The sequence below is a fragment of the Sphingopyxis sp. 550B genome (assembly GCF_057401805.1).
The window spans coordinates 3,341,102-3,360,174 of record NZ_CM171610.1; the positions used below are offsets into that span (position 1 = coordinate 3,341,102).

At 66.8% G+C, this 19,073-nt stretch carries 20 protein-coding genes and 1 tRNA gene; 14 read left to right on the forward strand and 7 right to left on the reverse strand.

Features of this window, described 5'->3' with window-relative positions; all coding sequences use genetic code 11:
- Nucleotides 1-123: 123 nt before the first annotated feature.
- From ypfJ to AC2S9W_RS15560, 9 genes are all read left to right on the forward strand, one after another.
- A complete protein-coding gene (ypfJ, locus tag AC2S9W_RS15520; RefSeq protein WP_104959697.1) occupies nucleotides 124-1,035 on the forward strand; it encodes a KPN_02809 family neutral zinc metallopeptidase in 912 nt (303 codons plus the stop codon).
- Between the two features lie 52 nt (nucleotides 1,036-1,087).
- Entirely contained in the window at nucleotides 1,088-1,654 is a 567-nt protein-coding gene (gene hslV, locus AC2S9W_RS15525; protein WP_067110833.1) for an ATP-dependent protease subunit HslV, read from the forward strand.
- A gap of 6 nt (nucleotides 1,655-1,660) precedes the next feature.
- Entirely contained in the window at nucleotides 1,661-2,962 is a 1,302-nt protein-coding gene (gene hslU, locus AC2S9W_RS15530) for an ATP-dependent protease ATPase subunit HslU (protein WP_076075118.1), read from the forward strand.
- Nucleotides 2,963-3,102: 140 nt separating this feature from the next.
- Nucleotides 3,103-3,951, forward strand: a complete 849-nt coding sequence (locus AC2S9W_RS15535; protein WP_076075116.1) for a helix-turn-helix domain-containing protein — start codon at nucleotides 3,103-3,105, stop codon at nucleotides 3,949-3,951.
- Between the two features lie 115 nt (nucleotides 3,952-4,066).
- On the forward strand, nucleotides 4,067-5,011 hold the full coding sequence (locus AC2S9W_RS15540) for a YbgF trimerization domain-containing protein (protein WP_067110825.1): 945 nt from the start codon (nucleotides 4,067-4,069) through the stop codon (nucleotides 5,009-5,011).
- Nucleotides 4,974-5,963, forward strand: coding sequence for a tRNA lysidine(34) synthetase TilS (gene tilS, locus AC2S9W_RS15545; protein WP_076077801.1), 990 nt, complete (start codon nucleotides 4,974-4,976; stop codon nucleotides 5,961-5,963). Before AC2S9W_RS15540 ends, tilS begins: the two co-directional genes overlap by 38 nt.
- Nucleotides 5,964-6,105: 142 nt before the next feature.
- Nucleotides 6,106-8,049: an ATP-dependent zinc metalloprotease FtsH gene (gene ftsH, locus AC2S9W_RS15550; protein ID WP_067110822.1), complete on the forward strand. Its 1,944-nt coding sequence runs from the start codon at nucleotides 6,106-6,108 to the stop codon at nucleotides 8,047-8,049.
- Between the two features lie 122 nt (nucleotides 8,050-8,171).
- Nucleotides 8,172-8,480 carry a hypothetical protein gene (locus AC2S9W_RS15555; RefSeq protein ID WP_234002648.1) on the forward strand — a complete coding sequence of 103 codons (309 nt, stop codon included), beginning with the start codon at nucleotides 8,172-8,174 and terminating at the stop codon, nucleotides 8,478-8,480.
- Nucleotides 8,481-8,577: 97 nt separating this feature from the next.
- Nucleotides 8,578-9,183, forward strand: coding sequence for a DUF3800 domain-containing protein (locus AC2S9W_RS15560; RefSeq protein WP_067110815.1), 606 nt, complete (start codon nucleotides 8,578-8,580; stop codon nucleotides 9,181-9,183).
- Nucleotides 9,184-9,249: 66 nt separating this feature from the next.
- Here the strand turns inward: AC2S9W_RS15560 and rpoZ are convergent, their stop codons facing one another.
- Together rpoZ and AC2S9W_RS15570 are read right to left on the reverse strand one after the other, a co-directional pair.
- Nucleotides 9,250-9,594, reverse strand: coding sequence for a DNA-directed RNA polymerase subunit omega (gene rpoZ, locus AC2S9W_RS15565; protein ID WP_067110812.1), 345 nt, complete (start codon nucleotides 9,592-9,594; stop codon nucleotides 9,250-9,252).
- Nucleotides 9,595-9,766: 172 nt separating this feature from the next.
- Nucleotides 9,767-10,417, reverse strand: coding sequence for a hypothetical protein (locus AC2S9W_RS15570; RefSeq protein WP_158682221.1), 651 nt, complete (start codon nucleotides 10,415-10,417; stop codon nucleotides 9,767-9,769).
- 103 nt (nucleotides 10,418-10,520) lie between these two features.
- On the opposite strand from AC2S9W_RS15570, the gene AC2S9W_RS15575 reads away from it, so the two are divergent.
- Both AC2S9W_RS15575 and AC2S9W_RS15580 read left to right on the forward strand, forming a co-directional pair.
- Nucleotides 10,521-10,757 (forward strand): helix-turn-helix domain-containing protein, encoded by a 237-nt coding sequence (locus tag AC2S9W_RS15575; protein ID WP_067183305.1) that lies wholly within the window; start codon nucleotides 10,521-10,523, stop codon nucleotides 10,755-10,757.
- Between the two features lie 71 nt (nucleotides 10,758-10,828).
- The gene (locus AC2S9W_RS15580; RefSeq protein ID WP_076075108.1) at nucleotides 10,829-12,019 is read left to right on the forward strand and encodes a phospholipase D-like domain-containing protein; all 1,191 of its coding nucleotides are present in this window, start codon (nucleotides 10,829-10,831) and stop codon (nucleotides 12,017-12,019) included.
- Between the two features lie 5 nt (nucleotides 12,020-12,024).
- Here the strand turns inward: AC2S9W_RS15580 and AC2S9W_RS15585 are convergent, their stop codons facing one another.
- Entirely contained in the window at nucleotides 12,025-12,663 is a 639-nt protein-coding gene (locus AC2S9W_RS15585; protein WP_067110804.1) for a class I SAM-dependent methyltransferase, read from the reverse strand.
- 138 nt (nucleotides 12,664-12,801) lie between these two features.
- On the opposite strand from AC2S9W_RS15585, the gene AC2S9W_RS15590 reads away from it, so the two are divergent.
- Entirely contained in the window at nucleotides 12,802-14,106 is a 1,305-nt protein-coding gene (locus AC2S9W_RS15590; RefSeq protein ID WP_067110855.1) for an MFS transporter, read from the forward strand.
- A gap of 1 nt (nucleotide 14,107) precedes the next feature.
- Here AC2S9W_RS15590 and AC2S9W_RS15595 read toward each other — a convergent pair whose 3' ends face one another.
- A complete protein-coding gene (locus AC2S9W_RS15595) occupies nucleotides 14,108-16,438 on the reverse strand; it encodes a CDC48 family AAA ATPase (RefSeq protein WP_067110801.1) in 2,331 nt (776 codons plus the stop codon).
- A gap of 149 nt (nucleotides 16,439-16,587) precedes the next feature.
- Between AC2S9W_RS15595 and AC2S9W_RS15600 the strand changes: the two genes are divergently transcribed.
- Nucleotides 16,588-17,466, forward strand: coding sequence for a LysR substrate-binding domain-containing protein (locus AC2S9W_RS15600; RefSeq protein ID WP_067110853.1), 879 nt, complete (start codon nucleotides 16,588-16,590; stop codon nucleotides 17,464-17,466).
- Nucleotides 17,467-17,472: 6 nt separating this feature from the next.
- Here AC2S9W_RS15600 and AC2S9W_RS15605 read toward each other — a convergent pair.
- Nucleotides 17,473-17,547, reverse strand: a tRNA-Thr gene (locus tag AC2S9W_RS15605).
- Nucleotides 17,548-17,662: 115 nt separating this feature from the next.
- Here AC2S9W_RS15605 and AC2S9W_RS15610 point away from each other — a divergent pair.
- The gene (locus AC2S9W_RS15610; RefSeq protein WP_255211480.1) at nucleotides 17,663-17,791 is read left to right on the forward strand and encodes a hypothetical protein; all 129 of its coding nucleotides are present in this window, start codon (nucleotides 17,663-17,665) and stop codon (nucleotides 17,789-17,791) included.
- Here the strand turns inward: AC2S9W_RS15610 and AC2S9W_RS15615 are convergent.
- Together AC2S9W_RS15615 and AC2S9W_RS15620 are read right to left on the reverse strand one after the other, a co-directional pair.
- Nucleotides 17,781-18,095, reverse strand: a complete 315-nt coding sequence (locus tag AC2S9W_RS15615) for a DUF1905 domain-containing protein (protein ID WP_082797145.1) — start codon at nucleotides 18,093-18,095, stop codon at nucleotides 17,781-17,783. The genes AC2S9W_RS15610 and AC2S9W_RS15615 overlap by 11 nt on opposite strands.
- Nucleotides 18,096-18,100: 5 nt before the next feature.
- A complete protein-coding gene (locus tag AC2S9W_RS15620) occupies nucleotides 18,101-19,036 on the reverse strand; it encodes a peptidylprolyl isomerase (RefSeq protein ID WP_067110793.1) in 936 nt (311 codons plus the stop codon).
- Nucleotides 19,037-19,073: the final 37 nt, after the last annotated feature.

Sequence of the window (19,073 nt, forward strand, 5' to 3'; positions counted from 1 at the left end):
GCCGTTGGTGCACCGCAGCAACGCCCTTGGCAAGAGGCGGTTCCCGCGCGAAGCCTCTTCCAATTGCCCCCCGCCGCTGCCACAAACAGGCAGCAAGCAGATCTTCAACAGCGGAGCCCCCTCATGCGCCTCGACGATTACGACCCCGGCGACGACATCCGCGACCTCGGTCGCGGCGGCGGCGGTTTCGGCGGGGGCGGGGGCGGTGGCATGGGCGGGCTGCTGTTCGGACTGCTGCCGATGCTGCTCGGGCGCAAGATGGGCTGCGGCACGATCCTGCTGCTCGGCGTACTCGCTTTCGTCTTCCTCGGTCCCGGTTCGCAGATGCTGAGTACGGGCGGCGGCACCGCCGACCCGATGGCAGACAGCCGCGGCACGCAGCAGGGCGTCGCCTGCGACACCGCCGCCGAACGCTTCGCCTGCCAAGTGTTCAGCTCGACCAACCGCTTCTGGGAAAGCCAGATCAACGGTTATCGCGCGCCCGGCCTGCGTTTCTATACCGACCACAACAGCTCGGGCTGCGGCGCGGCGCAGGCGGCGATGGGACCCTTCTATTGCCCCGCCGACCAGGGCATCTATCTCGACACCAGCTTCTTCAACGAGTTGAAGACGAAGTTCGGCGCCGCCGGCGATGCTGCGCAAGCCTATGTCGTCGCGCACGAAGTCGGGCATCATATCCAGACGATTACCGGAACATCGGATCAGGTCCGCCGCGCGCAAGCCCGCGCTTCGCAGACCGAGGGCAATGCGATCCAGGTCCGCATGGAATTGCAGGCCGACTGCTATGCCGGCGTGTGGGCCGCGCGGGCGCGAACGAAGGACGGGCAGACGGTGATGGAGCCGGGCGACATGGAGGAGGCGATGACCGCCGCCAACGCGATCGGCGACGATACGCTGATGCGCTCGGCGGGCCAGCGACCGGTGCCCGAAAGCTTCACCCACGGCACCAGCGAGCAGCGCATGCGCTGGCTCCGCCGCGGGCTGGAGACCGGCGATCCGCGCCAGTGCGACACGTTCGCCGCCAACGCGATCTGATCGCCGTCCCCTCCCCTTGCAGCCCCGGCGCCGATTGCCCATATCGCGCCGCATGACCGATCCTCATGCGCACAGTGCCGCGCCCTGGCACGGAACCACCATCCTGTCCGCCCGCACCCCGGAAAAGGTCGTCGTCATCGGCGACGGTCAGGTGTCGATGGGCCAGACGGTGATGAAGCCCAATGCCCGCAAGGTGCGCCGCCTGCACGACGGCAGCGTCATCGGCGGCTTCGCGGGGGCGACGGCCGATGCGTTCACGCTGTTCGAGCGGCTGGAGGCGAAGCTGGAGCGCCACCACGGCCAGTTGCTGCGCGCCGCGGTCGAACTCGCCAAGGATTGGCGCACCGACAAATATCTGCGCAATCTGGAGGCGATGATGATCGTCGCCGACAAGGAGGTGACGCTCGTCATCACCGGCAACGGCGACGTGCTGGAGCCGCAGGGCGGCATCGCGGCGATCGGATCGGGTGGCAATTACGCGCTGTCCGCGGCGCGCGCGCTCGTCGATTACGAAAAGGATCCCGAGGTGCTGGCAAAGAAGGCGATGCAGATCGCCGCCGAAATCTGCGTCTACACCAACGACCAGACCACCCTCGAAATTATCGATATCCAGGCATAAGCGATCATGAACAAGGATCTGACCCCGAAGGCGATCGTCGCCGCGCTTGACACGCATATCATCGGCCAGGACGCCGCGAAGCGCGCGGTCGCCGTCGCGCTGCGCAACCGCTGGCGCCGCCAGCAGCTCTCGCCCGAACTGCGCGACGAGGTGAGCCCGAAGAATATCCTGATGATCGGCCCGACGGGATGCGGCAAGACCGAGATTTCGCGCCGTCTCGCCAAGCTCGCCGACGCGCCCTTCATCAAGGTCGAAGCGACCAAGTTTACCGAAGTCGGCTACGTCGGCCGCGACGTCGAACAAATCGCGCGCGACCTGGTCGAGGAAGCGGTGCGGCTGGAGAAGGACCGTCGCCGCGAAGCGGTGCGCGCGGCGGCCGAAGAGGCGGCGATGGAGCGGCTGCTCGATGCCTTGACCGGCAAGGGCGCCAGCGAGGCTACGCGCCAGAGCTTCCGCCAGCGCATCCGCGAAGGCCATCTCGACGACAGCGAGGTCGAGATCGAGGTCGCCGACACCCCGAACATGCCGTTCGAGCTTCCCGGCCAGCCGGGGCAGATGAGCATGATCAACCTGTCCGACATGCTCGGCAAGGCGATGGGCGGCCTGCCGAAGAAGCGCCGCAAGCTGACGGTTCTGGAAGCTGCGACGCGGCTGATCGAGGAGGAGCAGGACAAGCGCCTCGACCAGGACGACGTCGCGCGCGTCGCGCTGGCCGATGCGGAAGCGAACGGCATCGTCTTCCTCGATGAGATCGACAAGATCGCGGTCAGCGACGTGCGCGGCGGCTCGGTGAGCCGAGAAGGCGTGCAGCGCGACCTGCTGCCGCTGATCGAGGGCACGACGGTCGCCACCAAATATGGTCCGATGAAGACCGACCATGTCCTGTTCATCGCCTCGGGAGCCTTTCACGTCGCGAAGCCGAGTGACCTGCTGCCCGAACTCCAGGGCCGCCTGCCGATCCGCGTCGAACTGGGCGCGCTCGGCGAGGAGGATTTCGTCCGCATCCTGACCGAGACCAAGGCTGGCCTGCCCGAGCAATATTCGGCTCTGATCGCGACCGAGGGCGTGACGCTGACCTTCACGCCCGACGCGATCGCGCGCGTCGCGCGGCTCGCGGCCGACGTCAACGAGAAGGTCGAGAATATCGGCGCCCGCCGCCTCCAGACGATCATGGAACGGCTCGTCGAGGAGGTGAGCTTCACCGCCGAGGACCGAACGGGCACCACGCTCTCCATCGATGCCGCCTATGTCGACCGGCAGCTTGCCGACGTCGTCGGCGACACCGACCTCAGCAAATATGTGCTCTGATCGCCTGCCCTTCGGACCGCTCCCCATCCGCATGCTTGCCGCCGACGTTTCGCCGAACTTCATTTGACTTTCGCGCATCGCCAATGCGATGAACGGCGCCACGGTCAAACCGGGTTGCACCGACCGGCACGGAGACAGCAATGGCAGAGGAAGAGGTCGCCACGCAGGGCGAACTGGCGATCACGCGCACCGGTGACCGGCTGCGGCTGGCGCGGGAGGCGGCGGGATTGTCGCTCGCCGACGTCGCGACGCGCACGCGCATCACCCAGCGGCATCTTCAAGCCATAGAGAAATCCGAATTTTCGGAGCTGCCGGGGCGCACTTATGTCACGGGCTTCGCGCGCGCCTATGCCCGTGCGGTCGACCTGCCCGAAACCGAGATCGCCGCCGACATCCGCCGCGAACTCGACGAGGATCAATATGGCGCCCGGCCGATCTACGAGGCTTACGAACCGACCGACCCCGCCCGCTTGCCGACCGCGCGGCTGGCGTGGACGCTGGTGATCGTCGCCGCGGTGCTCGTCTCGGCCTATGGCGTATGGCGCTTCCTGTCGGTCGAGCCCGACGAGGCGCTGGTCGCAGCGCAGAATCGCGATGCCGACGCGTCCGAAGCTCCCGCGGCCGCAACCGCGCCGGCCGCAGCGGGCAAGGCCGCCGCCGACGGCGCCGTTCCTGCCGATGCGCCGGTCGTGCTCACCGGCATTTCGGAGGTGTGGATCGGGTTCGACGACGCAAACGGCAAGACCGAGAACTGGCGCACGCTCGATCCCGGCGAGACCTATCAGGTGCCCGCCGCCTATATCAAGCAGTTCACGCTGCGCACCAGCCGACCGCAAGCGCTCAAAGTGACCGTCGGCGGGCGCGATATCGGGTCGCTCGGCGCCGCCGACACGCTGGTCAAGAGCATCTCGCTCAAGCCCGCCGACCTTCTGGCGCGGGCCGAAGGCGGCGCCACGGCACCGGCGCCGAAGGCTTTGCCGCGGCGCTGAATTCCGCAACAATCGGGCCGATCGGAATGGCGGTGCACCGAAATGGGTTTGCGCCGCCGCCCCGTGCCGCGTTATGGACGCCAAACAAGGTTAATTGGTGGGGGCCTATCGGCAGATGAAGATGCGTCATATCTCTTTTCTCGCAACCGCCGCGATCGCGCTTTCGGCCTCGGTGCCGACGCTCGCGCAGGATGCCGGAATCGACAAGCGGGTCGAACGGCTCGAGAAGGAAATGCGCGCCGTCCAGCGGTCGGTGTTCCCGGGCGGCAGCCCAGCCTTCTTCGAGGGCGAGATCGCACCCGACAACACGCCGGGCGAACGGGTCAAGAGCAGCGCGCCGGTGATCGACCTGACCGCGCGCGTCGATGCGCTCGAAGCGCAACTCCAGACCCTGACCGGACAAACCGAGCAGAACGCCTTCCAACTTCGCGAACTCGAAAAGAAATTCAACGCCTACAAGGCCGAAACGGACAAGCGCCTCGCAGCACCCGAAGCGTCCGAGGTGACGGGCACACCTGCCAGCCTGGCTCCCACGGTCAAGCCGCCCGCGACGGTCGCGACCACCGCCGCAGCGACGCCGGCGAAGAAGCCGGCAACGACCAAACCCGCAGCCACCACACCCGACGCCACACGGCTTGCGCTGGTCAAGAAGGTCGAGATTCCCGCGACCGGCAACGAGGTCGAGGACAGCTATAATTATGGTTATCGCCTGTGGGAGGCAAAGCTCTACCCCGAGGCCGAAGCACAGTTGAAGCAGGTGGTCACGAAATGGCCGAATCACCGCCTCGCGAGCTACGCGCAGAACCTCCTCGGCCGCGCCTATCTCGACGAAGGCAAGCCAAGCCTCGCCGCAGTCGCTTTCTATAATAATTACAAGGATCGGCCGAGCGGCGCCCGCGCACCGCACAGTCTGATGTACATGGGGGTCGCGCTCGACAAGCTGGGACGCAAGGCCGACGCGTGCAAGGCGTTCCGCGAGCTCGACGAAGTCTATGGAGACAAGGCGCCAAAGGATGTCCGCGATGATGCAGCTGCCGCCAAAGCAAAAACTGGTTGCTGACGCGGACGCGGTCGAGCGTTTCGCGTCGGATCTGGCGCTCGTCGCGGGGCCCGATTGGCATAGACGTCACTATGGCGTCGCGGTTTCGGGCGGGCCCGACAGCATGGCGCTGCTCTGGCTCGCGACCTCGCTGCTGCCCGGACAGGTCGACGCCGCGACGGTCGATCACGGGCTACGCCGCGAATCCGCCGACGAGGCGCGCATGGTCGCGGGCTTCTGCGCGCGCGAACATGTTCCGCACGCGACGCTGCGTCCCCCCGCCCCGATCCGCGGTTCGTTGCAGGCCGCGGCGCGCGCCGAACGCTATCGGCTGCTCGAGGCGTGGCGCGAGGCGAACGGCATCGACTTCCTGCTGACCGCGCATCACGCCGACGACCAGCTCGAAACGATCATCATGCGGCTCAACCGCAGTAGCGGGGTCGGCGGACTGGCGGCGATCCGCGCGCGCAACGGCGCGGTGCTGCGCCCGCTGCTGGGCTGGCGCCGCGCCGAGCTGGCGCATGTCGCGCTGGAGGCCGACCTGCCGTTCGTCGAGGATTCGACCAACGCCGACACGCGCTTCGACCGCGCGCGCCTTCGCCGGGCGCTCGCCTCGCAGACCATCGTCGACGCCGAAGCCGCCGCGCGATCGGCGCGCTGGCTGGCGGAGGCCGACGCGGCGCTCGATTGGGCGGTCGCGGCCGCGATCGGGTGCTGGCCCGACGCCGACGACATCGCGACCATCCGCGACCGCGCCTATCCGCCCGAGCTGTTCCGGCGCATCGTCGAGCAACGGCTGAAGGCGAACGACCCGCGCCTCGGGCTGCGCGGTATCACCCTCGATGGAGTGATCGCGGCGATGCGCGCGGGCCGGCGGGCGATGGTCGGCAGCCTGCTGATCGACGCCATTGCGACCGACGAGCATCGCGCCTGGCGCATTTCCACGGCGCCCCGCCGCAAAACGCGCCGCTGAACGCCGCTTTACGCTAGGCGACAATAGGACCGATTGGCTCATTGTCATTTAACGCCATGCTCCTATCTTAGGAACCTGATCGCATCGCACACCATCCTTTGGCGCGATTTCGGCGATCGATGTGATTTTGGAAAGATTCCGCATGCAGGACGACAAGGAACCGCAGGGCAACCCCTGGATGAAGAGCGTGATGATCTGGAGCGGCATCCTGCTCGCCATGCTCCTTGTCGCCTCGATGTTCGGCGGCGCCGCGCAGCCCGCGGGAAGCCCGCTCGCCTATTCCGATTTCCGGCAGAAGGTGCAGGAAGGTGCCGTCAAGGAGGTCGTGCTGTCCGAGGATCGGGTGACGGGCACGATGTCGAACGGCGACCGCTTCACCGCCAATGTCGTCCGCGATCCCGACCTGCTCAAGATGCTCAACGAGAATGGCGTCAAATATGACGGCAAGCCGCAGGAAGTGCCGAACTTCTGGATGTATCTACTCGTCCAGTCGCTGCCCTTCCTGCTGATCCTCGCGGTCGCCTTCTTCGTCTTCCGCCAGGTGCAGAAGAACAACGGGTCGGGCGCGATGGGCTTCGGCAAGTCGCGCGCCAAGATGCTTACCGAAAAGCAGGGCCGCGTCACCTTCGACGACGTCGCCGGCATCGACGAGGCGCGCGAGGAACTGCAGGAGATCGTCGAGTTCCTGAAAGACCCGAGCAAATTCTCGAAGCTCGGCGGCCAGATTCCGAAGGGCGCGCTGCTCGTCGGCTCGCCCGGCACCGGCAAGACGCTGCTCGCCCGCGCGATCGCGGGCGAGGCGGGCGTCCCCTTCTTCACCATTTCGGGCTCGGACTTCGTCGAGATGTTCGTCGGCGTCGGCGCCAGCCGCGTGCGCGACATGTTCGAACAGGCGAAGCGCAACGCACCGTGCATCGTCTTCATCGACGAGATCGACGCGGTCGGCCGCCATCGCGGCGCGGGCCTCGGCAACGGCAACGACGAGCGCGAGCAGACGCTGAACCAGCTTCTCGTCGAGATGGACGGGTTCGAAGCGAACGAGGGGATCATTATCGTCGCCGCGACCAACCGCCCCGACGTGCTCGATCCCGCCCTCCTGCGCCCCGGCCGCTTCGACCGCCAGGTCGTCGTGCCGCGCCCCGACATCGAGGGTCGTCACAAGATTCTGGAAGTCCATACGCGCAAGAAGCCGCTGGCGCCCGACGTCGACCTGCGCCGGATCGCGCGCGGCACCCCCGGATTCTCGGGCGCCGACCTCGCCAACCTCGCCAACGAGGCGGCGCTGCTCGCCGCGCGCAAGGGCAAGCGCCTGATCGCCAGCGACGAGTTCGAGGAAGCCAAGGACAAGGTGCTGATGGGCGCCGAACGCCGCTCGATGGTGATGACCGAGGACGAGAAGAAGGCGACCGCCTATCACGAGGCCGGCCATGCGCTGGTGTCGCTGCACGTCGAGGGCAACGATCCACTGCACAAGGTGACGATCATCCCGCGCGGCCGCGCGCTGGGCGTGACGTGGAACCTGCCCGAGCGCGACCGCTATTCGCAGAACATGAAGCAGATGAAGGCGCGGCTCGCGCTCTGCTTCGGCGGCCGCATCGCCGAACAGCTCATCTATGGCAAGGACGAACTCAACACCGGCGCGTCGAACGACATCCAGCAGGCGACCGACATGGCGCGCGCGATGGTGATGGAATATGGCATGTCGGAAAAGCTCGGCTGGCTGCGCTATCGCGACAATCAGGACGAGGTGTTCCTGGGCCACAGCGTTTCGCGGGCGCAGAACATGTCGGAAGAAACCGCGAAGCTGATCGACGCCGAGGTCCGCCGACTGGTTGAGGAAGGCGAGAATGTTGCGCGGCAGGTGCTGACCGATCACCTCGACGAACTGCACCTGCTCGCGGGGGCGCTGCTCGAATATGAGACGCTTTCGGGCGAAGAAGCGCGCCGCGCGATCAAGGGCGAAGATATCGGCCGCGAGAATGACCAGGGCCGTCCCGGGACGCCGATCCAGGGTCACGCCGGTTCGCTGCCGCAGATCAAGCGCAAGCCGCGCCCCTTCGGCGACGCCAATCCGCAGGGCGCCTGATCCCTGATTGGGGGCGTTCGGTAAATGATGTCGGGGTGCAGCGAGTGATCCGGAGGCAAAGCGCACGCGCGGCGGTTGCCTTGGGTACCGCCGCGTTGCTGTGCGGCATGGCACCCGGCGACATGAGCGTCGCAGCCTTTCTGGCGCGCGCCGACAATCTGCTGCGCCTCGGTCCTCTCGCGCTCGCCACCCCCGAAGCGGGCGCGCTCAAGGGCGAGGTGATCGCCGCCGGCAAGCGCTACAAGGCGCGGATCGACGCCGAACGCCGGGCGGGGCGCAAGACGACAAGTTGCCCTCCCGCTTCGGGCACGCTGACACCCGAGGAATGGCTCGCGCATCTGCGCACCTACCCGCCGCAGACGCGCAAGTCGGTAAGCGTCTATGCCGCCTTCGACGGCCTGATGAAGAAGCGCTATCCGTGCCCCGCCTGATGCGCCATGATGCGGATACGATGACTCGGGGCGTTCACGGAGAAAAAGGGGGCAGCGTGGCGGGACCGGACGGACCGGCCATGCTCTTCGCCATATCATGACGATTTATTGCGACGAATCAGGCGGGCTCAACGCCGGCGCGATGACCTTTGCCGCGGTGATGCTCACCCCCGAGGCGGCGGCGGCGATCCACGCGCGCTTTCGTGCGGTCACGGGCCTGCGCGGCGAACTGAAAGGCAGCCGGATCAGCCTGACCGAGCGTGCCTATCTGCTCGAACTGTTCGATCGTGCCGGTGGACGCGCCTGGGTCGCGGTCGCCGAGCGCGAGCGGCTGTTGCCGAATGCCAACGGCACCCCGCCGAGCGACCTCGCCCTTTACGCGGCGCTGCTCGACAGCGCGGTCGGCCACTGGCTGCCCGAAACGGGCGGCGTGTGCACCGATGTGGTGATCGACGACGGTCGCTATGACCCCGCGATCCTGACGCGCGTGCGCGACACGATCCAGGCCGGGCTCGGTCACTGGGGTCGCGCGTCGCTTGCGGACAGCCGGCGGTCCGATGGCGTGCAGATCGCCGACGTAGTCGCGAACAGCCTCTACAACATCACCGCCCGGTCGCAGCGGGCGCACCGCATCGGCATCATCCTCGAACCCTTGCTCGCCTCGCGCGCAATCCGCGTCGCCGAACTGATCCAGCTGCCGTGATCCAATAGCGCAACGAAAAAGGGCCCCGGTTTCCCGGAGCCCTTTTCGATGCGTCGGACGCGGCGCTTATTCGAAGTCGCCGCCGCCGCCAGCGGGGCTGCGCGGCGGCGCGGCGGCCGTCAGGCGCAGCGCTTCGGCTGAGCGCGCGATCGAGCTGATTTCGTCGGGCGTATCGTCATCATCGACGACCACTTTCTGCAACGTGCCGACGAGCGAGTCCTTGAGGTCGACGGGACGCACGGTCTGCTCGGCGATCTCGCGCAGCGCGACGACGGGATTCTTGTCGCGGTCGCGATCGATCGTCAGTTCCGAACCGCCCGAAATCTCGCGCGCGCGGTGCGCGGACAGCAGGACCAGATCGAAACGGTTGGGAACTTTGTCGACGCAATCCTCGACGGTAACGCGGGCCATGTTGTTTCCTTGGATTGAGGAGAGGCCAGCCGGAGAGGCGTGGCGGCAAGCGCTGCGCGCTAGCAGGGAGCCGGCAAAATGTCAATCGAGCGCGGCGTGGGGGGGGCGGTAGAGTTCGACATGAGGCGCCCGGTCCACCGCCCCGCCCCGTACGGCCCGCCCGTATCGCAGGTCAATCCGCTCGCGATACCGGCTGTTGCAAGGAAGAGAAGCCGGGGCGCGCCGTTTCGTATGAATCGGGCTGCGCCGGAATCAACGCGATCTTGGGACCCGGCTCCGGATACCAGGTGAATCGCAACGGTTCCGCGAGATAGGCCTCCACGGGCGTTCCCGCGTCGATCCTGGCGCTTGGGCCATGAATGAAAAAACCACCCAGCGCCGACGCGAACAACATCGTGCCGACCGACAGCGCCGTGCCGCTCTTGCCCTCGTCATAGGATGTTCCTGTGAGGCGCACGGGACCGCTCGGCGTTTCCGCATAAAGCAGTCGGATCTCAAGTTTTCCTTTTTTGCCGACATGACCGTTACGCTGCGCCCGCGACACCTCGGCAACGACAGGCGCACCGATCGGGACGATGATCTGTCCGCGGAAACTGACGCTTTCGGCTACCTCCAGATACGCGCGATCGCCGGGCTTGTTGTCCTTGGTCGAAATTTGCGTGCGCGTTTTCAACATCAGTGGCGTTCCCATCGGTAAATAGTAACGCTTGGCCTCCCCGAGCGGCTGCGTTTCGGGCGCGGGCCAATGGAAGACCGTCTGCGCCTGCGCCGTCCCATATACCATGAATGCCGCGATGGCCGCAGCGGCTTTCCAATTCCTCATCTCACCCTCCATCGGTCAAACTGCGAATCGAATAAGCCGCAAAGGTTAACAAAGGGATCAATACTCCGTGGACCGATAGTCACCTATCCCGTGACTGGAGCGGGTGGATCCCTATCTGGACATCTTGGGCAAGCGCATTCGCGCTCGCAGGCGCGAGCTAGGCATGTCGCAGGAAGGCCTTGCCCACGAAGCGGGGCTTGATCGCAGCTATGTCGGACGAATCGAGCGCGGCGAGCATAATCTGACCTTCGTGGCGCTCATCAGGCTATGCCGGGCCATGAAGTGCGATGTAGCCACGCTGACGGTCGGCCTGCCGCTGGGCTACGGACAGGAAGACTGAGGCATCGGCAGCGTAGCGCCTCGTGGTCGCGACCCTCTTGCGCGGAGACGCCCGCAGCCTATGTCCGGGCGATGACCGAAGCGGCCGATCAAAGCCCGATGCCGGGGCGGCTGACCGCGGCCGTCGCGGGCCATCGGCTCGAACTGCTCTTCTCGGGCAGCGAGCGCCGCGAGCGACTGCACGACCTGATCGCGGGGGCGGTGCGGAACATCGACCTGGTCATGTATATCTTCGCCGACGATTCCGCCGGACGCGCGATGGTCGCGGACCTGACCGCCGCGGCCCGGCGCGGGGTTCGGGTGCGCGCCGTGATCGACAGCTTCGGATCGGCGACGACGCCTGACACTCTGTTCGCGCCGCTGCGCGCGGCGGGGGGCGAGGTAACCTTTTTCTCGCGACGCTGGCGGTCAAGCTATCTGATCCGCAACCACCAGAAGCTGATCCTGATCGACGATGCCATCGCGGTCACCGGCGGATTTAACATCGCCGACACCTATCTGGACGAGCCGCACCGCGATTGCTGGTTCGACCTCGGCCTGATCGTCAAGGGGACCAGCGTCGTCCAGGCGGCGCGATGGTTCGAGCGGCTTCACGCCTATACCGTGCACCACGACGGCAAGCTGCTGATGCTGCGACGCCTGATCCGCACATGGCCGCAGCGGGAAGGCCCCATATCCTGGCTGGTCGGCGGCCCGACGCAGCGCCTGTCGCCATGGGCGCGCGCAGTGCGCAGCGACCTGGAGGGCGCGGCGCGACTCGACATGGCGATGGCCTATTTTTCGCCGGGACAAGGCATGCTGCGGCGGCTGGGACGCGTCGCGCGACAGGGGCGTGCGCGCTTCGTCATGGCCGGGCGGTCGGACAATGCCGCGACGATCGGCGCGTCGCGGCTGCTCTACGGCTATCTATTGCGCCGGCGAGCCGAGGTCTGGGAATATCAGCCGTGCCGGCTGCACATGAAGCTGATCGTCATCGACAATGTCGTCTATATCGGATCGGCCAATTTCGACGTCCGCAGCCTGTTCCTGAATGTCGAAATCATGGTGCGGATCGCCGATGCCAAATTCGCGGCGCGGATGCGCGATTTCCTAGCGGGCCTCGAACCCGATTGCACAATCGTCACCCGATTGTCGCATCGGGCGCGTGCCGGATGGCTGACGCGGCTGCGCTGGACGCTCGCCTGGTTCGTGGTCGGCATCGTCGACTATACGGTATCGCGGCGGCTGAATTTCGGTCTCGCCGATCCCGACCCCGATATCTGAAAGGGTCAGTCCTTCCAGCCCCAGAAGAGGAAGCAGGGCGGGACGTTGACCCATTCGAAGGCGTTGTCGATGCGCCGGAAATGCGTGGCGAGGAAATCGCGCGCACGGGCACGGAACTGATAGACGAGGAAGGCGCCGCCGGGGCGCAGAACGCGGTGCGTCGCGGCGGCTATCGCGGGACCGACTCCGGCGGGCAGCGTCGAGAAGGGCAGACCCGACAGGACATAATCGGCCTGGTCGAAGCCGTGCGCCGCGATGATCGCCTCGACGTCGGCGGCCGACCCGTGCACCGCGATGAAGCGGCTGTCGCGGATGTCCTTGCGCAGATAGGCGATGAAATCCTCGTTGGTGTCGATCGCGATCAACGTCGCGTCGCCCGGCATCCGCTCGAGGACCGGACGACAGAAGGTGCCGACGCCGGGGCCGTATTCGACGAACAGTTTCGTGTTCTTCCAGTCGACGGGCCGCAGCATGTGGCGGATCAGCGTCGGCGATGACGGCACGATCGAACCCACCATGACCGGATGCTTGATGAAGCCTCGGATGAACATGCCCCACGGGCCGAATACGCGCTTGAGCCGCTCGCGAATCCGGCTGAGCGGCGCGATCTTCGATTCATGGGCCTGCGCCCTGGGGTTGGTCATGATGGCTTTCGCATTGTTAGGGTCGGAAATTGCGTGGCAAAGTTGAGGCTCCGGCGCAAGGAAAGAGTCTGGCCCGATGCTGGACAGCGCGCGCTTCCCGTGTAGGGAGAGGCAGGCATGCGGCGAAAGGAGGCGGACATGACGGCGATAGCGCGTTCGATTCCCTCCGACCGCATGGCCGTGCTTTTCGCTATCATGCTTGTCGCCGCGGCCGGCAATACCGCGATGCAGTCGATCCTGCCGGCGATCGGCGCCAAGCTGCATATCCCCGACGTGTGGGTCAGCCTCGCCTTCAGCTGGTCGGCGCTGCTGTGGGTGATGACCGCACCGCACTGGGCGCGCCAGTCGGACAAGCGCGGGCGCCGGGCGCTGATGGCGCTCGGCATCGTCGGCTTCCTCGCCTCAATGGCGCTGTGCGGACTTGCGCTGTGGGCGGGGCTGAGCGGCGCGATCTCGGCGAGCACGACCTTCATCCTCTTCGCGCTGTTTCGCAGCCTTTATGGCGGGCTCGGTTCGGCCTCGCCGCCCGCGGTGCAGGCCTATGTCGCCGCGCGCACCGATGCCGAGGAACGCACGCAGGCGCTATCGCTCGTCTCCTCCTCCTTCGGGCTCGGCACCGTGATCGGACCGGCGATTGCGCCCTTCTTCATCCTGCCCTTCGTCGGACTCGCGGGGCCGCTGCTCGTCTTCGCGCTCATCGGCCTGATCGTGCTGGTGATGCTGCGCTGGCGCCTGCCCAACGACACGCCGCGATTCGCCGCTCGCGGTGCGATCGCCCCCTACCCGCTGTCCGCCGGCCCGGCCGAACCGACCGCGGAGGACGAGAACGACCGCGATCCCTCGACGCAAAAGGCGCTGGGCTGGCGCGACCCGCGCGTGCGGCCATGGCTGCTCGCCGGCTTCTTCGGCGGCCAGGCGCAAGCGATGATGCTGGGAGTCATCGGCTTCCTGATCCTCGACCGGCTGCACCTTCGCCTCAAGCCCGACGAGGGGGCGGCGATCACCGGCATCGTACTGATGGCCGGCGCCTTTGCGACCCTGCTCGCGCAATGGGGGCTGATCCCGCTGCTGAAGATGACGCCGCGCACCACCGTCCTGTACGGCGCGGCGCTCGGCGCGGCCGGCATCCTGCTGACCGGGCTGGCGCAGGATCTGCACGCGATCGTCATCGGCTTCGCCCTCGCCTCGCTCGGCTTCGGGCTGTTCCGGCCGGGTTTCACGGCGGGAGCCTCGCTCTCGGTCTCACGCCGCGACCAGGGCAGCGTCGCCGGCATGACCGCGTCGATCAACGGCTCGGCCTACATCGTCTCACCCGCGGTCGGCGTGCTGCTCTACAACTGGCACGCGATGGTGTCCTACGGCCTGATGGCGCTGTTCTGCGGCTGGCTGGTGCTGTGGGGCTGGTCGGCCCTCCAGCAGGAGGGCCACCAGCCCCAGGCCTGAATCAATCCTTGGCCTCTGCCTCGCCGCCGTGCTTCTGCTCGCGGACCGGCTTGAGCATGCCCGGCGCGAAGAAGCCGATCGGATCGACGCTCATCGCCTGCTGCTTGATCTCGCCCTGGATCTTTTCGTAATCGCGCTCCATCGCCTCGGTGACCGAGGCGCGCGTGTCCTTCAGCGCGGCCTCGAAATCGGCCATCGTCACGATGTCGCTGTCGAGCGAGCGCTTGAGCGCCGCAAGCCCCGCGCGGCGCACCAGATCCTCGAGATCCGCGCCGGTGAAGCGCTCGGTCCGCTCGGCGAGCGTGTCGAGCGATACATCGTCCGCGAGCGGCATCCGGCCGGTATGGATTTCCAGGATGCGTCGCCGCCCCTCGGCGTTAGGTACCGAGACATAGATCAGTTCGTCGAGCCGGCCAGGACGCAGCAGCGCCGGGTCGATCAGGGTCGGGCGATTGGTCGCGCCAATGACAACGACCGACTGCATCTCCTCTATCCCGTCCATCTCGGCGAGGATCGTGTTGACGACGCGTTCGGTCACCTGCGGCTCGCCCGCCCCGCCGCCACCGCGCGCGGGAACGAGGCTGTCGAGTTCGTCGATGAAGACGATCGTCGGCGCCACCGCCCGCGCCCGCGCGAACAATCGCGCGATCTGCTGCTCGCTCTCGCCATACCATTTTGACAGCAGGTCGGACGACTTGATCGCGATGAAATTCGCGTCCGATTCGCGCGCCGCCGCCTTGGCAAGCAGCGTCTTGCCTGTGCCCGGCGGGCCATAGAGCAGAAAGCCCTTGGCAGGGCGGATACCGAGCCGGCGGAACGCCTCGGGATGCTTGAGCGGCAGTTCGATGCCCTCGATCATCTTGTCACGCGCGGCGTCGAGGCCGCCGATATCGCTCCAGCGCGTCCGGGGCGCCTGCACCATCACCTCGCGCATCGCCGACGGCTGCACGCGTTTCAGCGCGTTCAGGAAATCGTCGCGCGTCACCCGCACCTCTTCCAGCACCTCGGGCGGGATCGTCCCGTCCTCGAGGTTGAGCTTGGGCATGATGCGCCGCACCGCCTCGATCGCCGCCTCGCGGGTCAGCGCCGCCATGTCGGCGCCGACGAAACCGAAAGTCGTGCGCGCGAGTTCGTCGAGGTCGACATCCTCGCCCAGCGGCATGCCGCGAGTGTGGATGCCCAATATCTCGCGCCGCCCCTTTTCGTCGGGAACGCCGATCACGATCTCGCGGTCGAAGCGGCCCGGACGGCGCAGCGCCTCGTCGATCGCATCGGGACGATTGGTCGCCGCGATGACGACGAGGTTCGTCCGCGGTTCGAGTCCGTCCATCAATGTCAGGAGCTGCGCGACGATCCGCTTCTCGGCCTCGCCCGTCACCTGCCCGCGCTTCGGCGCGATCGAATCGATCTCGTCGATGAACAGGATCGACGGCGCCGCCTTGGTCGCCTGCTCGAAAATCTCGCGCAGCCGCTTTTCGGACTCGCCATAGGCGCTGCCCATGATCTCCGGGCCGTTGATCAGGAAGAATTGCGCGTCGCTTTCATTCGCAACCGCGCGCGCCAGCCGCGTCTTGCCGGTACCCGGCGGCCCGTGGAGCAGCACCCCGCGCGGCGGATCGACGCCCAGCCGCCGGAACAGTTCGGGATATCGCAGCGGCAGTTCGACCATCTCGCGAAGCTGGTCGATCGTCTCGCCGAGCCCGCCGAGGTCGTCATAGGTGACGTCGGTGCGGCGCGCATCCTGCGGCTCCTGATATTCGGAGAGCAGTTCGACTTCGGTGTTTTCGTCGATGAAAACGACGCCTTTCGGGGTCGCCGACACGACGAGCAGGCGTACCTCGGCCAGTGCATAGGCGGGCGCGTTCAGCATCTGGCGGAGCTGCGGCGGCATATCGCCCGAAGGCAGGCGCTGCTGCCCCGCGGTCGCCACCGTGTCGCCGGCGACGAGCGGCCGCCCGAAAAAGCTGCGCTTGAGCGCCATCGCCGATCCCTGAAGCCGCAGATTCTCCTGCGCCGGGGCAAAGACGACGCGCGTTGCCGGACGCATCTCCACCCGGCTCAGCATCACCACGTCGCCGGCACCGGCGCCCGCATTGGCGCGTTGCAGGCCGTCGAGGCGGATCACTTCCAACCCTTCATCCTCGGGATAGGGGGCGACGATCCGCGACGCAGTGTCACGCTTGCCGCTGATCTGCACCACATCGCCCTCGGTCACGCCGAGCGCGGCCATCGCAGACCGCGGAATGCGCGCGATGCCCGCGCCGCTCTCTTCCGCGCGCAGCGTCGCGACCTGCAGCTTGACCTGCTTTTCCTTCACCGGTGCGTCGGCCAATACCCGTCTCCCGCAAAATGGTCAGAACGGGGAAGATAGGAGGATCGTTCCCCGATTTCACCCCCCGCGGCGGAACGATCGATGACGCGCCGCACAAAATTCTGGCAAGCTTGCCAAGGCCATGCCATCAGCGCCGTCAGGAGACGATGATGCAACGCCTTCCCCCCCTCAGCAGCATGGAGGCTTTTCTGGAGGTCGCGCGCCACGGCACGGTGAAAGCCGCCGCGAGCGAACTCGGCCTGTCGATGCCAGCACTGTCGCGGCGTATCCAGACGCTCGAGCATGCGGTCGGCCGCCCGCTGTTCAATCGGCATCATCATGGCCTGAAGCTCACCGAAACCGGGCGTCAGTTGCAGGATCAGCTCGGCCCGATCCTCGATGATCTGCGGTCGGTGCTCGTCCGCGCCGGCAGCCCGGAAGCTTCGCTCCGCCTGCATCTCAACGTCCTGCCGCTCTTTGCGCAGCAGCGGCTTTTCCCGCGACTGCCCGCGCTACGGCAGCAGCATCCCGAACTGCATATCGACATCGACACCATGTCGCACGCCGAGGCGCGGCTGGGCGAAGGGATCGACGCGGCGATCGCTCTGGCGCGCGCGATCGATCCAGCACTCTACGCGGCCCGGCTCGATCAGAACAAGGTGTTCCCCATCGCATCGCGCGCGCTGACCGACGGCGACCGCCCGATCACGGTGCCTGAACAGCTTCAGCGGATGACCATCCTGCTGCATCGCGAGATGCCCGAAACCTTCAGCGAATGGCGGCAGGCGATCGGCATGCCCTATCTGGAACCGGCGGGGGTCGATTTCTTCGATTCGGGGCCGCTGATCCTGGAAGCCGCGGCGCAGGGCATCGGCGTCGCCTTCATGCACGCGCACCATTTCGACGACGCGCAGGACCCGCGGCTCGTGCGCCTGTTCGATTTCGACGTCGACAGCAGCTACAGCTATTGGTTCGTCTGCCGCCCGCGCGCGCTGCGCCAGCCCGCCGTGAAGCTGTTCCACGACTGGCTGCTGGCGACGAAAATCTGAAAAATATGGTGCTGCTGGACAGGATTGAACTGTCGACCTCTCCCTTACCAAGGGAGTGCTCTACCACTGAGCTACAGCAGCGCCGGCCGGCCGCGGCGACGACGTCGCGGGGCAGGCGCGGCCTATGGCGGGGCGTCCCGCGCCTGTCAAGCTGCGAGGCTTGACGTCGTGCGGATTTCGCGGGCATGGCCGGTGCATGAGTCAGCCGCCCTCCCCCGCCGACCTCGAACGCGAGCGCCGTCTGGCCGAAGCGCTGCGCGCCAACCTGCGCAAGCGCAAGGCAAAGGCGCGCGAGGCGAAGGCTGAAAGCCCGGCTAAAGACTGACCGTCACAGTTACCGCATCGCCCTCGGCCAGCTCTTCGGCCTTTCGCACCGTAGCCTTGACCGGCAACAGCCAGCCACCGCTTTCGCGATGCGGAAAGACCGACGTGTTCCAACGCGTATCGCCGATCGTCGCGCGCACTTTCGCCGATCCGAACCCGCGGCGCCCATCCAGCCATTGCCCGCCGAGCGCCGCCAGCCTGATGCCATCGGCCGCCTCGCCCCCGATCGTAAGGAAATGCCAGACGGCAGGCCCCGTCGCCGATCGCCAACGCCAGAGCGGCGCGGTGACAGTGAAATCCTCCATGCCGACTATTTCTGGGCGGTGGGGCGGATCGGGATCGGGATATTGCAGATGTCGGCGCCGCCCGCCGGCCGGATAAAAAAGGCATCGCGGCGATTGGCGCGCGCGTCGGCATAGCGCGCGAAGCTTTCGCTCTCGGTCGACAGATATTCGAACCGCGGTCGCTGGACTGCGGGCAGATCGCTGGCGAGCCGGATCGACAGGATCGGCACGCGCTCCTCCGCTCGCTCATAGACGCCCAGCGGGCCCGTCCCGCGCGGCAGGCTCGACAGATGCTCGATCCCGCTCACGACGCGTCCGACGAGCGCGATGTTGCGGTCGAGATGGCGCGGCGCGTGGCCGATCACCGTATAGAGTTCGGCTCCGGAGCCGGTATCGGGCGACATGTTGCGACCGACGCCGACCATGGCATAGCAATGGACGGGCCATATCTCTCCATTCTCACCGTGCGCAATAGGCCATCCCCAAAGCGCCTGGCTCGGGGCATAGGGATCGGCGGTCACCGACGCCGAAACGCGCATGGCCCGTGCCGCCGACCAACCCGCGGCCGTTTTCGCGTCCACGACATACTCGCTCTCCGGCACCACCGTCAGCCCTTCCGGCAGCGGTTTCGCTTCGGTCGGATCGCCCCATTGCGCGACATAATTGTCCTGCACGCGGGTGACGGCGGTGCCGTCCCACCAATGCGCGGCGGCGAGTTTGCGGATATTGTCGATCCATCCCTGGCTGAACGGCGCGGGCATAAGTTGGATGATGACGCGCCGAGGCTGCCCCTTCGCATCGGGGGCCAGGTCCATCACGAGCAGGTCCGTAGGCGCGATGGCGATCCACGCTTCGTCCGGAGCGGCCGCCACGATCTCGCCCGGCGCCGGCGGTTCCGCCTGCTGCGCGTGCGACGGAATGGCGAGCGAGGCGGCGACTGCGGCCAGGAACAGATGTCTCATCGGGCCTGTCTGCCACGTCCATGCGACTTGCGAAAGC

Coding starts and splice junctions, on each gene's coding strand:
- AC2S9W_RS15610 (WP_255211480.1), top strand. CDS start 17,663: ATGAGTCAGCCGCCCTCCCCCGCCGACCTCGAACGCGAGCGCCGTCTG.
- AC2S9W_RS15535 (WP_076075116.1), top strand. CDS start 3,103: ATGGCAGAGGAAGAGGTCGCCACGCAGGGCGAACTGGCGATCACGCGC.
- hslV (WP_067110833.1), top strand. CDS start 1,088: ATGACCGATCCTCATGCGCACAGTGCCGCGCCCTGGCACGGAACCACC.
- AC2S9W_RS15585 (WP_067110804.1), bottom strand. CDS start 12,663: ATGACCAACCCCAGGGCGCAGGCCCATGAATCGAAGATCGCGCCGCTC.
- tilS (WP_076077801.1), top strand. CDS start 4,974: ATGATGCAGCTGCCGCCAAAGCAAAAACTGGTTGCTGACGCGGACGCG.
- AC2S9W_RS15600 (WP_067110853.1), top strand. CDS start 16,588: ATGCAACGCCTTCCCCCCCTCAGCAGCATGGAGGCTTTTCTGGAGGTC.
- AC2S9W_RS15580 (WP_076075108.1), top strand. CDS start 10,829: ATGACCGAAGCGGCCGATCAAAGCCCGATGCCGGGGCGGCTGACCGCG.
- AC2S9W_RS15590 (WP_067110855.1), top strand. CDS start 12,802: ATGACGGCGATAGCGCGTTCGATTCCCTCCGACCGCATGGCCGTGCTT.
- hslU (WP_076075118.1), top strand. CDS start 1,661: ATGAACAAGGATCTGACCCCGAAGGCGATCGTCGCCGCGCTTGACACG.
- AC2S9W_RS15620 (WP_067110793.1), bottom strand. CDS start 19,036: ATGAGACATCTGTTCCTGGCCGCAGTCGCCGCCTCGCTCGCCATTCCG.
- AC2S9W_RS15540 (WP_067110825.1), top strand. CDS start 4,067: ATGAAGATGCGTCATATCTCTTTTCTCGCAACCGCCGCGATCGCGCTT.
- AC2S9W_RS15615 (WP_082797145.1), bottom strand. CDS start 18,095: ATGGAGGATTTCACTGTCACCGCGCCGCTCTGGCGTTGGCGATCGGCG.
- AC2S9W_RS15570 (WP_158682221.1), bottom strand. CDS start 10,417: ATGAGGAATTGGAAAGCCGCTGCGGCCATCGCGGCATTCATGGTATAT.
- AC2S9W_RS15555 (WP_234002648.1), top strand. CDS start 8,172: ATGAGCGTCGCAGCCTTTCTGGCGCGCGCCGACAATCTGCTGCGCCTC.
- rpoZ (WP_067110812.1), bottom strand. CDS start 9,594: ATGGCCCGCGTTACCGTCGAGGATTGCGTCGACAAAGTTCCCAACCGT.
- AC2S9W_RS15560 (WP_067110815.1), top strand. CDS start 8,578: ATGACGATTTATTGCGACGAATCAGGCGGGCTCAACGCCGGCGCGATG.
- ftsH (WP_067110822.1), top strand. CDS start 6,106: ATGCAGGACGACAAGGAACCGCAGGGCAACCCCTGGATGAAGAGCGTG.
- ypfJ (WP_104959697.1), top strand. CDS start 124: ATGCGCCTCGACGATTACGACCCCGGCGACGACATCCGCGACCTCGGT.